At 40.8% G+C, this 12,632-nt stretch carries 12 protein-coding genes; 2 read left to right on the plus strand and 10 right to left on the minus strand.

The genetic code is table 11. From position 1 onward, the window contains the following. Positions 1-25: 25 nt before the first annotated feature. The 9 genes from BUA78_RS12850 to BUA78_RS20265 form a co-directional block, all read right to left on the minus strand. Positions 26-1,309, minus strand: coding sequence for an ArsB/NhaD family transporter (locus BUA78_RS12850; protein ID WP_072915201.1), 1,284 nt, complete (start codon positions 1,307-1,309; stop codon positions 26-28). 115 nt (positions 1,310-1,424) lie between these two features. After that, entirely contained in the window at positions 1,425-2,876 is a 1,452-nt protein-coding gene (locus BUA78_RS12855; RefSeq protein ID WP_072915204.1) for an SLC13 family permease, read from the minus strand. Positions 2,877-3,105: 229 nt separating this feature from the next. Next, positions 3,106-3,471 carry a Na-translocating system protein MpsC family protein gene (locus BUA78_RS12860; protein WP_072915206.1) on the minus strand — a complete coding sequence of 122 codons (366 nt, stop codon included), beginning with the start codon at positions 3,469-3,471 and terminating at the stop codon, positions 3,106-3,108. A 293-nt stretch (positions 3,472-3,764) separates the two neighbouring features. Then, positions 3,765-4,040, minus strand: a complete 276-nt coding sequence (locus BUA78_RS12865) for a hypothetical protein (protein WP_072915209.1) — start codon at positions 4,038-4,040, stop codon at positions 3,765-3,767. A 429-nt stretch (positions 4,041-4,469) separates the two neighbouring features. Continuing rightward, the gene (locus BUA78_RS12870; protein WP_072915211.1) at positions 4,470-6,200 is read right to left on the minus strand and encodes a SulP family inorganic anion transporter; all 1,731 of its coding nucleotides are present in this window, start codon (positions 6,198-6,200) and stop codon (positions 4,470-4,472) included. Positions 6,201-6,364: 164 nt separating this feature from the next. After that, a complete protein-coding gene (locus BUA78_RS12875; RefSeq protein WP_072915214.1) occupies positions 6,365-7,138 on the minus strand; it encodes a WCX domain-containing protein in 774 nt (257 codons plus the stop codon). Between the two features lie 33 nt (positions 7,139-7,171). Continuing rightward, the gene (locus BUA78_RS12880; protein ID WP_072915217.1) at positions 7,172-7,492 is read right to left on the minus strand and encodes a hypothetical protein; all 321 of its coding nucleotides are present in this window, start codon (positions 7,490-7,492) and stop codon (positions 7,172-7,174) included. 16 nt (positions 7,493-7,508) lie between these two features. Further along, positions 7,509-8,006, minus strand: a complete 498-nt coding sequence (locus BUA78_RS12885; RefSeq protein WP_072915219.1) for a CBS domain-containing protein — start codon at positions 8,004-8,006, stop codon at positions 7,509-7,511. A 32-nt stretch (positions 8,007-8,038) separates the two neighbouring features. Continuing rightward, positions 8,039-8,182, minus strand: coding sequence for a hypothetical protein (locus BUA78_RS20265; protein ID WP_175549017.1), 144 nt, complete (start codon positions 8,180-8,182; stop codon positions 8,039-8,041). Positions 8,183-8,628: 446 nt separating this feature from the next. On the opposite strand from BUA78_RS20265, the gene BUA78_RS12890 reads away from it, so the two are divergent. Together BUA78_RS12890 and BUA78_RS12895 are read left to right on the plus strand one after the other, a co-directional pair. After that, positions 8,629-10,161 (plus strand): ATP-binding protein, encoded by a 1,533-nt coding sequence (locus BUA78_RS12890; protein WP_072915222.1) that lies wholly within the window; start codon positions 8,629-8,631, stop codon positions 10,159-10,161. Beyond that, a complete protein-coding gene (locus BUA78_RS12895; RefSeq protein WP_139257374.1) occupies positions 10,136-11,494 on the plus strand; it encodes a sigma-54-dependent transcriptional regulator in 1,359 nt (452 codons plus the stop codon). Before BUA78_RS12890 ends, BUA78_RS12895 begins: the two co-directional genes overlap by 26 nt. Positions 11,495-11,684: 190 nt before the next feature. Here the strand turns inward: BUA78_RS12895 and ku are convergent, their stop codons facing one another. Beyond that, a complete protein-coding gene (gene ku / locus BUA78_RS12900) occupies positions 11,685-12,524 on the minus strand; it encodes a non-homologous end joining protein Ku (protein WP_072915226.1) in 840 nt (279 codons plus the stop codon). Positions 12,525-12,632: the final 108 nt, after the last annotated feature.

The raw sequence follows: 12,632 nt of genomic DNA on the forward strand, positions 1-12,632 counted from the left end.
CACTCCCCCTCATCCCCTCTGATAGTTACGTTAAAAAGAAGAAGTATAAGTATACAGTAGATAATACAATTGAGACCAGCATTAATGGGAATGCTACTTTCATAAAGCCAACAAAGGTCCATTTATAGCCACGCTTTTCGGCCATACCTACTACCACTACGTTAGCAGAAGCACCAATGATGGTACCATTACCACCCAGACAGGCCCCTAGGGATAGTGACCACCAAAGGGGATTTAAATCAGCAATACCACCTAAGCGGCCCATATCCTGAATTAAAGGAATCATTGTAGCCACAAATGGGATATTGTCGACAAAAGCCGAGGCAATTGCAGAAAGCCAGAGAATGAGCATACCGGTAGGTAAGATGGCACCTCCGGTGAGTTTCAGGGATTCTTTGGCCACCCATTCTATAACCCCAACATGCTCCAGTGCCCCTACTAAGATGAAGAGCCCGGCAAAGAAGAAAATCACTGGCCACTCCACCGCTTGAAGTGCATGTTCAGGTTCATCACGAGTAATCAGTAATAGTAACGCTGCACCGCCCAGGGCTATGGTAGCTGATTCCAAATGGACATACTGGTGCACTAAAAAACCAGTGATGGTTAAGAAGATAACAAATAATGATTTCTTGAGCAGAACAACATCTTTAATTTCGTCACTGGGATTTAATTTTAAAATATTATTCTTTAAGTCTTCACGGGTTACCAGTTGTTTGCCATAAATTATCTTTAATAAGAGAACAGTCACGATTTGAATAACAATAATTGCTGGCGCCAGGTTCACAACAAAATCCATAAAGCCAAGTCCGGTAGCAGAACCAATCATAATGTTCGGCGGGTCCCCAATTAGGGTTGCTGTACCGCCAACATTGGAAGATAAAATTTCGGCAAATAAGATTGGCATTGGATTAAGCTCCAACGCTTTGGCAATGGAAAAAGTGACGGGAACAATCAGCAAAACAGTAGTCACGTTATCTAAAAAAGCAGATAAAACAGCGGTAATAATAGACAAGGAAACCATGATCTTAACAGGGTCTCCCTTACTCTGTTTCGCTGCCCTTACCGCCAAGTACTCAAAAAGTCCTGAATTTCTGGCAATACCCACGATAATCATCATGCCAACCAGCAGACCAATGGTATTAAAATCAATGGCTGCCACTGCCTTTTCCTGGTGAATGACGCCACCAATTATTACCAACATGGCACCAAATAAGGCCACCACGGTACGATGAATTTTTTCTGAGATAATAATTGCATAGGAAATCAAAAACACGGCTGTAGCAAAAATAACTTGACTGTTTCCTTCCACAGTAATCCCCTCTCATGAATAATAATTAATAGTATTATTTAAAATTTATAAGCAAATCCTGATACACCCGACCAAGCCAGGTGTATCAGGATTAATAGTAAAGATTGCTCAATTCTTACTTAATCAATGCAGACATACCGATGATCGGCCAATAAGTGAAGGTCATTAACACCAGTAAGCACAAAATCACAGCGCTGGCAGGGATACCGGTTTTAAAGAATTCACCCGTGGTAAATTGTTTGGACTCGTAAGCCATCGCATTGGGGGCAGCCCCTATTAAGAGTAAGAAGGGCATACCAGCCATGGCAGTGGCACCATAGAGAATCAGTTCCGGGTTAACTCCCAGGTAATTAGCAATAACCAGTGCTACCGGCAGTGTAATCGCGATGGCAGCTACGTTCATAATAAAGTTGGTCATAATTAATACTAAGAAACAGATACCTAAAACGAATACCAGCCAATGAGCATTTACCAGCATTGCCAACCACTTCACCGCAATCCATTCAGCGGCGCCAGTTTGCCAGAGACAGAAGCCAATGCTCATAGCACCAGAGAATAATAACACGATATTCCAGGGGATTTTCTTCTCTAAATCTTCAACAGTTAAAATGTTCGATAGGAAGAACAGTAAGCCTGCAGCCAACAGTGGCACCGAACGATCCATGGTTTTTAAAGCAGGTATAATTGCCTGTAGTACTAACATGGTGAGAGCACAGAAAATGACAACTCCTACAAAAACCTCTTGCTTGTTAACAGGTCCCAGCTTGGCGTATTCGGCACGGGCTTTTTCTCTTAGACCAGGAATCCTTTTTTTCTCAGGCTTATAGATGACTAACAACAGGGCCCAGATTAAAAATACAGTTAACCAGCCAAAGGGTGCCAGGTGCAGGGAAAAATCGATAAAGGAAACATCTATACCGGTGAATTCCTTATAGAAACCTACTGCTGCAGGGTTACGGGCACCACCCAACAGGGTACAGATACTACCGGCACCGGCGGTATAAGCCATGCCGATAAACAGTGCTTTACCAAACTTGGTCGGTTTACCATCGGTGCTTTCTCCGTAGAGAGCAAGAATAGCCACTAGGATGGGAAACATGGTGGCAGCCACGGCTGTATGCGCCATGATGTGGGTTAGTAATGCGGTAATAATAAAGACGCCTAAAAGAATTTTCCGGGTATCTTCCCCTACTACATCTAACATTTTATACGCAATTCGTTTCGTAATTCCTGCTTTTGTAAAAGCTAAACCAATTAGTAAAGAACCCAGAATAAACATAACCGTAGGGTCCATAAAGTCTCTAAAGGCATCTTTAGCCGGACGAATTAAAAATAATGCCTGAAAAACACCAATGGCGATACTGGTAACGCCAATGGGGGTTACCTCAAATACCCACCAAATACCCGCTAACAAGAACAAACCAATGGCAGCCTTACCCTCTTGGGATAACTCAAAGGCTTTACCGGACGGATCAACGGCCGGAGCAAATTGCGGAGCTAAATAAAGGGTAAAAAATGCAGCTAAACCTAACAGTATAAAGAAAATTCTTTTCGTGTTTTGATTCATTAAATACACCCCTCTTTATTATTCACTTTCAGGTGTTTGTTCATTGTTTGAATATTAAATAAAGCTACTGCCTTACCACCTCCTTTAAAAAATAAAAAGACCAGCGTTCAAAGAACAGGTATACTGTCCTTTAATAACACTGGTCTACTTACACCAAGTTTTTACTTTGTGTAGAGCCTACCAATTATAAACTGACTAACAAAATAACCCTTTGAGAAAGAATCATTTGTCAGTTGGCTTTTAATTTTTTCTCCAAGTCAATTTCTAAAATAAATACCTCTATCTGTTCGCCTGTTCTAATACTAATATCGCCGTGACTGCTTTTTACCCTGCACTGGATAATATTGCAGATAATCCGCTCAATTTGCTCCACGTATGTATCCCTTAATTCCATTCTTAATTGTTTGACTAAGGCTCTTCCTTTGCGAGTACCGCTAACATGCTTTTCCTCCTTGGTCAAAACCCCGGTTGACCGAACAATGATCATATCTCGGCAAATCATTACTTTCGTACACTCAGGACCTCGCCCGACGAGATTTCGCTGAAACTTAATAAACTCATCACATATTCGTTTTTCCATCACGGACTGCGACATATACCAGCCCCCTGACTGACAAATCATTAAGACTTTTTATTGACAAATCATTCTGTCATTGTGCTATAAATGTAATCAAACTAGATATTATTGTACAGGACGATATTTAGTTGATTATGTGATTTTAGGCACTTGTACTCGGCTTATTGCATCATTGCTCACGCTAACGCTTTTTTAAATTTTTTTGTCACTACTTAAGCGGTTATTTTTCTTGATTTTTTAGGTAATCAAAAATTATTTTTCATCAATAAAAAACACCCCTTTTGTCAGGGGTGCTCGGTGACCATTTTTCATTATATTGCTGAGGGGGCTACTCCTCTATCCAGAAAGAACAAGCGGTCTTTTTCTTTTACCAGGTCGCCGTTATCATTTCGGCAAACGTAATTTTGGCAACGGGTGGGAATTAACGCAATATCGGTGACAATCATGTAATCAATTTCCTTCGGTGCTAAACGTTGTACCTCAGACTCAGCATGTTTGATAACCTCTTTAACGATGTCGCTAAGTTGAAGCCTAATCTGACAACTATCTTTATACCTGCATTGACCGCATTTTGAGGTTCCATTCATAGTACTAACCCCCTCATCATTAAAGTATGACCAAAAAGCGGAACTAAAAAACCAGCACATAGAAACGGTACAGATACCGCAGATTGTGCTGGCCTACCCAATGCCAAGGAAATCCTTGCCCCTTCGCACTTTGCCTGCCAATAATTAGTGACATTTGACTTTGTCTTAAAATATCTTTTTAGTGAAATTTTGTACAGCTTGATATCCTCGACATTTTTAAATTTAGCTAGATATTTCTCAATTTTTTAAGCTATAGCGTTTCCTTTCTTAACCTACTAAAAAAAGTGGCCAAATGACCACTTTTTTTAGTAATTTTATCAAGATCAACAGTTCGGCTTTTTAAACCAACGATCTTAATTTTTTATTTGTTACTAATTGTTGTAATTATAAATATTTATTATAATTAAGGTTTATGGGTTTAATTATGTTTTAACCCTGCGCCTGGGCAACTCTCTCTTGGGTACTGCTATAGCTAATATTTCTTACAAAGGAACTGGCTTCGTCCAGTGCCTTGCCGGAGGTAGCAAATACCTCATCATCTTCCATAAAGACATTTTCTGCACCCACATGCTGGGTCATGTGCATCTTATCCATCATTTTATAGATTTTAGGGGTAACTCCGGACAAGATCACCCTCTTCCCATCGTCAAGAGCCCGGGTAACAAAGGCTTCAACTACTTCCAAAGCAGTAATATCAATAACAGAGATCCCTTTAAACCGAATGAGAAAGACTTTGGAATCAGAATACCCCTCACTTAATTTCTTTTCCAGATCCGCTGAGGAACCAAAGTAGAGATTCCCTTCCAATTGAAAAATCGAGATAGACGGATTGTCGCCATTGACTGCCTGCTCCACAAAACGACCATCGGCGGCTCGTACCGGAGCTAATGTTTTAACACTAGCTGAACCAGATTCCTTGAGATACAGCAGCAGGGACAACGCTACGCCTGCATAAATAGCCTGTTCTAATTCCGGGGCAAAAATAGTCGTCAGCATGGTTACCAGTAATACAACGGCATCACTACGATTCGTCTTCAATACTTTAACCAAAGCCTTTTTATCGATCATGGAATAGGCAACCACCATAATAACACCAGCCAAGCTAGCATTCGGGATATACCTGGCATAGGGTGCAAAGAAAATTAACACCACCAAGATAATAATCCCCACCATCACACCTGCCAGTCTTGTTTTGCCTCCGTTTTGGAAGGTAATTGCCGACCGGGTAAAGGAACCGGAACCGGGAATACTGCTAAAGAAAGAACCGCCCATATTGGCAATGCCCTGCCCAATAAATTCCTGATTCGGGTCAATCTTTTGCAAGGTTTTAGAAGCAATTGCCTTTGAAATAGACACTGCTTCCACCAGACCGATAATGGCAATAACAATGGCACCGGCACTCAACTGCCCGGCAGCCTCTAAACTAAAGTTCGGCATACTCAGGGGAGGAATGGCCTGAGGTATTTTGCCTACAACATTTATGCCATATTGCTCTAAACCCAGAGCCATAACCAAAACCACTGAGAAAATTACTCCCAATAAAGCCCCAGGTAAATTCTTGTTGATTCTTTTGCAGATTAAGATCACTGCAATGGTAAATAACCCAATTCCAAATGCTACATAGTTCATCTTATCAATATTGGTAAAGCAGGCTACCACTTTATCAATACTGGATAAATGACCCTTGGGTAATTTAACACCCATTAGGTTGTTTAATTGACCCATGGCGATAATAATACCAGCTCCCGCGGTAAAACCGACAATAACAGCATGGGATACATAGTTAACCAGCAAACCTAAGCGTAAAACACCAAGGGCAAACTGGATAGCTCCTACCATAAAAGTAAGTAGGAAAAGGTTCACAAAGAAGTTATCCTGGCCAACAAAGGAAGCCATATAGGCAGCAATCAACAGTGAAATGGCGTTCGTTGGCCCAGTGGCTAGTTGGTTTGAGCTACCAAAGGCAGAGGCCAAAATAGTTAATACAATACCGGAATACAAACCATAGGCTGGATGAACCCCGGCAATCATGGCATAAGCCATCGTTTGTGGCAAAGCCACCACTGCCACAGTGAGTGCCGCAGTTAGGTCAAATTTAAAGTCTCTTTTGTCATAATTCCTTACGGTATCTACGATTGGCACATACTTGAGTAAATTCATATAAATGCCCCCAAACTTCAAATTAGTCAGCTAAATAAGGTGCTGTAAATAAAAGCAGGAATATTTACGCGAATAAGGTTGTGAAACAAGGTGCTACCAAAGGCATAGTATCTCTTTAAGGTGCTTATTAGTAAACCCATCCCCCCTTTGAAACCTTTCTAAATTTAAATATTTGCTACAGGAAAAATAACCTTGCCATCTATTCTCTTTAACCTGTTGGCATGAAGAATGGATTTGCAATTTTCCAGTATTTTGTGTCTAAGAGAACCTGGCTCCAATACATCCACTTCACTTCCCCACCGGGTTAACAAGCCACCCATTTCAGTAATTCTTTTGGTTTTTAGTTGAAGTACAAAGGAACCATCTCTTTGTCTTTGTTTAGAAATAATCTCGGTGGAAAAAGTCTGGGTAACGTTAGTAAGTACTTTGGCTGAAACCCGAAGTTTAATCTCTTCCCAAGGTTGCCCTGAGGATTCTGCGTAGATCATGGTTTGCTTACTGACCTTAATGGCATCTTCCTGGTGAAAGGCTAAAATAGGAATGGAAAACGGTAATACAATCCCTAACTGATTGAGCCAAATTCGGATAATCATTTCTTTAAGAAAAAGTTTTGTAAAGCTTAGTTCATTTTTAATATTGTCTAGCTCCTGCAACATATTTAGTAGGGGGTACTCTACTCTGTTCTCCTGCTCCGAATGACCCAACAAGTATCTGCCCGCTGAATAATTTCCAGGATAAGCAGCTTTTAGGATTTGGTAACCAAGGTTTTGTAATTCGTTAAGGTAACGATAAATTTGTCTAATACTAACATCGCACTGCAACGCTAAATGCTCCAGCGAAGCTCCACCCTGTTCGTTTAATAAGCGAAGTTCTCGGATAACAATCTCTAAATTTCGTTGGTGGTTATGTTTTGCTCTCTTCATCATTCTTTTATCCAATATCATCACCCCATTATTATCACCCCGTCTTATTTAATGACAGAAATATTGGATGATCTTGGCTTCCCCAGTGGCATATTCTGTCTGGGCCTGTGTAATTACATGGCAGATTTCTATTCTATCTTCCATGCTCAAATCAGCCAGATATACCAGCAAACCATCCAGCCCACTGTGGATCAGTCCTTTGCTTTGCAGCATCATTACTAGGAGACCTACCTTCACTACCTCGCGGTTCACGTGAGTGTAAGCCTTACACAGTTCATCTGCCAAAGATATTTTTTCAAAAACTCCCGTCAATTCTTCCGGAAGTATTGTTTTCTGCATTCTGTTAAACAGCACATCGGTTTCCAGCATCTGCTTTCACCCCGTTTTAGGAAAACATTTCTTTTTCAACCAGTTCGCTGACTTCTCTAAAAATCTCCACAGCTCTAACCATGCCAACTATATTGCCCTTTTCTTCTACAGGGACCAATTCCAGATCTTGATTCATCAATAGATCAATAGCCTCTAGAATACTGTCCTGCGCCTGTAGCCGCTTGGTAGAAATGGGTCGCATGACATCTTTTACCTTCTTAGAAGCCTGATTAAGACATAATCTATTGAATTTACCCTCCCTTGCTCTACCATCTTTCCCCATGATTTGTAGCGAACTAATAACATCCCGAAAACTTAGCGTCCCAACTAATCTTTTTTTCGTATCAAAAACTAAAATAGAGCGGTGTGATTGGGATCCTGCCATACAACCTGAATAAAAGGTGTTTTTCAATACAAACATAGCATCGCGCAGAGAGTTTTCTAAAAACACAGTGGCATAATCTTGAAGGGGCAACATGATGTCCCTAACTTTCTTATCTGTACTTCCGGGCATCCCGTACACCCCTTATAGTAAATCCTCTTTCTTCATTGCTCTTCATCGCTTTCTTTATCAAGAGCGAAATATTTCTTCATAACTTCCACAATTAATTTGCTTGTTTCGATTTCATTGTGTACATTGCAGGTATCAAACTTCTCCTGAACCCACTCGGCAAATTGAGTCGCCGTCATAAGTAACTCCCTCCATGTTATAGAAGTAGCAAAAGCCACAGCCTAAAAGCAAATCCGCAAACATTTTGTTTGATTTCATACACACAGACAAAACCATTTTTAAAAAAATCCTCGAGTATTTTACGTAAACCAAGCAATTTCATTATTTGTTTAAAGCACTTGTGGTATAATGTTCGTAATTTCTCTTAAAATTTAATTTTTAATTCCTTTGACATTTTTATATTGCAAAACCAGTGCCAACTTTATACTAGAAAAAAACAACTAAACTAGGCCTTAATAGTCTGTTTTTATACAATTATTATATCTACTTTACACAGACTAGATTTACTTTTTAAAAAATCCGACCATTACTTGGTTTGTGACAACAATAACATACCTAGATTGCGTGTTTGTTTTTATACAGTTATTATTGGTTTTGTTTGATTTTGTACAAAGGAGTGAAGGGTTTGCTAAAAATATTAAGAAAACAGTCCTTTGCCACCCAAATTATGATTACAATCTTTGCTATTTTATTAATCCCCATCCTGGTCATGGTCTATGATATTTTCTTTTCCGGTGCCAAAGATGAAATGTTGCTAAAGACCAAGGAAGAACGTTTGAAAACTATGGTGAATACAACTGCTCATGAATTAAGTGATGTTCTTATAGAAACCGATAAGAATCACTGGCACTCTCCCAACGACATTAAAGCCATTACCGATGCCTTTGAAAAAACAGCGAAACCCCTGTCGGATGTTAATCCAGGCGTTCGTTTGGGACTCTATATACCACAAACCAAGGAACTTTATGTTCATGGCTATCTACACCAATATCGTCCTATTGCCGAAGACCGTGAAAAACGTATCTTAAATGAGGCCTACTCTGGGATCACGGCAGTAAGTGCAACCAAGGAACCCCTCTCCCGGATTACAGGCTCCCTGGGGGATCAGACCTTTGAATATCTCATGCCAATTATGAAGAACGGACATCTCCTTGCCATTGCCTGGGCCGATGAACAGGTACACCCGGTATTTGCTCAAAGCCGACGGTTCAGTTTGATCGCCAGATATCTTACCCTGCTGGGATTATTCCTAGGATTGGGAGCTGCTCTCTATATCATTCACAACCTAGTTTCTGAGGTACAAGTTATTAAAAAGGGATTGCTCAGCATGGAAGAAAATATTGATAACCGCTTGCCAGCTATGCCGGGGGAAATTGGTGAAGTAGTCCAAGCCATCAATAACATGGCAGACTCATTGAAAGAGAAGAAAAGATTACAAGAGGAATTAATGCGCTCGGAGAGATTAGTGGCTTTAGGACGACTGGTAACCGGAGTAGCCCATGAATTACGTAATCCTTTGGGCATTGTCAAAGCCACCGTGCAGGTGATGGAGGGCGAATATAAATCTGAGCCAACCATCAGGGAATATACTAAGGTTATTTGCGATCAAGTGGATCGAGGGAATAAGGTTATTCAAGAATTATTGGATTTTGGTCGTCCCAGTAAACCGGTAGTATGCCCAACAGATATCAACAAGCTGTTGGAATCGGTTCTTACTTTTACTTACCCCATGCTGCGACAACATAAAATAGAATTGGTTAAAGATTTTTCTTTTCCGCTACCCCTTGCTGATATAGATTCTGACAGAATGAAACAAGTCTTCGTCAACTTGATTTTAAATGCCATCCAGGCTATGCCAAGCAAAGGAATCCTTACCATTAAGACGGGTATCGAAAGGGATATGGTTAAGGTTGATTTTATCGATAACGGTATAGGAATAGATAAATATGATCTGCCTCGCATTTTTGATCCTTTCTATACCACCAAAGATGACGGATCGGGACTGGGCTTATCCATCAGTCATCAAATTGTTCATATGCATAATGGCAATATTTGGGTTTCTGAAACATCTTCCGAAGGGACAACTCTTTCAGTAACATTACCCAAATCCAACCCAAAGGAAGGAAGTGTATTTGATGAACAAGATACTGGTAATTGATGACGAAGAACATATGTGTTGGGCTCTGGAAAAGGGGCTACGCCAAGAGGGCTACCAGGTAATTACTGCCACCCGGGGTAAGCAAGGTTTGGAACTGCTACGTAATGAAACTCCCTCTTTGGTAATTCTGGACTTAAAAATGCCGGAGATGGATGGTCTGGAAGTATTGATCAAGGCTAAGGATCTACTGCCTAACCTTCCCGTCATTATGATCACAGCCCATGGCACCATTGATACCGCTATTGAGGCTATGAAGCTGGGTGCCACTGATTATATTACGAAACCCTTCGATCTGGATGAGTTAAAACTTGTTGTCAAACAGGCCATCATGGTCAGTCATTTACAGGAAGAAGTTTCTTTCCTTAGGTCGGAATTAAATAAGAGATACGGACGAATTGTTGGCAACAGCCAAGCCATCCAGGATGTCTGTACTCTTATTGAAAGAGTAGCCGATAGCAACGCGACGGTTTTAATTACCGGAGAGAGTGGTACCGGTAAAGAGGTTAGCGCGTTATCGATTCATCAACTGAGCTCTCGTAGGGAGAAACCCTTTGTCCCGATTAATTGTGCAGCTTTACCAGAATCTCTTTTGGAGAGTGAATTATTTGGTCATGAGAAAGGAGCCTTTACCGGTGCAGTAGCACGTAAGTTGGGACGCTTCGAACTAGCCAACCATGGGACATTGTTCTTAGATGAGGTAACGGAAATGCCTTTATCTATGCAGGTTAAGTTATTAAGAGTACTCCAGGAAAGACAATTTGAACGGGTGGGCGGCACAGAAAGTATTAAGGTGGATGTCCGGGTCATTGCTGCCACCAATCGAGACCCCCTGGAAAGCATTCGTAATGGAACTTTTCGCGAAGATTTATATTACCGTTTAAATGTACTGCCCATTCATCTGCCGCCTCTACGGGAACGCAAGGAAGATATCTCGCTGTTGGTCATGCATTTTTTGGAAAAATTTAATCCATCTCATAATCAATTCATCTCTCCTGATGCCATGGGTCTCCTGTTGTCTTATGAATGGCCAGGAAATATTCGGGAATTACAAAATGTCGTTGAGCGTGCAGTGATTCTATCCCAGGGACACGAAATAAAATCCCATCACTTGCCTAAGGAAATCCAAAGGACTCCAACCAGCAAGACCGAAGAACAGCAGGAATTGATTATTAATTTTCCTGACCAGGGAATTTCCTTTGAAGATGTGGAAAAGGAATTGATTTTAAAGGCTATGGAGAAAAGCAATGGCAACCAAACCAAGGCAGCCCAGTTATTAGGTATTACCCGTTCCGCACTGCTGTACCGAGCGCAAAAATATCAACTTAAGCTTTAAAAACAAAAGGAAGTGCTGCAAAACTACTTTTTTGTAGCACTTCCTTTGTTATAGTAGGGGCGAACTTCGTTCGTCCGAATGAACTACCTGCGGGCTTACAGTAGCAGCGGACGACCACAGGTCGCCCCCACGACGCATTATTGTTTCATTGTGCAACAGCACCTTTTTGTTAAAAATAATCTAGCCCGCCTTAAGAGGCTGTGGCTTTTTTGGTACGACTGGTCTTTTTTGTTGTGGCTGGCCTTTTTTCATTATCCCTTTCCTGCTTTGCCAAATCGATACTGGCCTTCAGGGCAGACATTAAATCTATTACTTTATCGGTTTGGGCTGTGGGTGCCATCTCTACTTCTTCTCCGGCAATTTTAGCCTGAATAACCTCCATCAACTGCTGGCGATATTCATCGGTGTATTTTTCCGGTTGAAACTGGGAAGAAAGATTATTAATGAGATTAACAGCCATTTTTAGTTCGTTATCATGAAGATCTACGGTGTATTCTAATTCCGGGATTGCTTTGGGTTTTCTTACTTCATCGAAATAAAACATGGTGCTAATGCTCAATACATCGTCAGCTACCCGCAGAGCTGCTAAGGATTCTTTATTACGAATGATCACCTTAGCCACTGCCACCTTACCAGTTTCGATCATAGACCTTTTTAAAAGCTCATAGACTTTCTGGCCGCCTTCACCCGGAGCTAAGTAATAACCTTTATCATAAAAAATCGGGTCAATATCTGCTAAATCCACAAAATCTACAATATTAATACTTTTGCTACCCTCTGAAGGTAAATTTTCGAAGTCTTCATCTTTCATGATGACATATTTACCCTTTTCATATTCGTAACCACGTACAATCTCCTCATTGGCCACTTCGGTATCACAATGGGCGCAAAAGCGGCGGTTTTGAATGGGTGTCTTACATTTATCATGGAGATAGTTAAATTTCACATTTTTCTTTTCTGTGGCAGCATACATTTTAACCGGTACATAAACCAAGCCAAAACTTACGGCTCCCTTCCACATAGGCCTCATCATGGATCAACTCCAATTTTTTTGAGTAGTATACCTAGGATTGCCCTTGTCCTTGAAAATAATTAGAAAAGACTCCTGGCAAAAACAGGAGTCTCTCTCTACTTACTT

The sequence above is a fragment of the Desulforamulus aeronauticus DSM 10349 genome (assembly GCF_900142375.1).
GTDB lineage: Bacteria > Bacillota > Desulfotomaculia > Desulfotomaculales > Desulfotomaculaceae > Desulfotomaculum > Desulfotomaculum aeronauticum.

Excerpts from the sequence above, each read along its gene's own strand:
- BUA78_RS12865 (WP_072915209.1), bottom strand. The coding sequence starts at position 4,040 with ATGAATGGAACCTCAAAATGCGGTCAATGCAGGTATAAAGATAGTTGT.
- BUA78_RS12860 (WP_072915206.1), bottom strand. The coding sequence starts at position 3,471 with ATGTCGCAGTCCGTGATGGAAAAACGAATATGTGATGAGTTTATTAAG.
- ku (WP_072915226.1), bottom strand. The coding sequence starts at position 12,524 with ATGAGGCCTATGTGGAAGGGAGCCGTAAGTTTTGGCTTGGTTTATGTA.
- BUA78_RS12870 (WP_072915211.1), bottom strand. The coding sequence starts at position 6,200 with ATGAATTTACTCAAGTATGTGCCAATCGTAGATACCGTAAGGAATTAT.
- BUA78_RS12855 (WP_072915204.1), bottom strand. The coding sequence starts at position 2,876 with ATGAATCAAAACACGAAAAGAATTTTCTTTATACTGTTAGGTTTAGCT.
- BUA78_RS20265 (WP_175549017.1), bottom strand. The coding sequence starts at position 8,182 with ATGACGGCGACTCAATTTGCCGAGTGGGTTCAGGAGAAGTTTGATACC.
- BUA78_RS12880 (WP_072915217.1), bottom strand. The coding sequence starts at position 7,492 with ATGCTGGAAACCGATGTGCTGTTTAACAGAATGCAGAAAACAATACTT.
- BUA78_RS12885 (WP_072915219.1), bottom strand. The coding sequence starts at position 8,006 with ATGCCCGGAAGTACAGATAAGAAAGTTAGGGACATCATGTTGCCCCTT.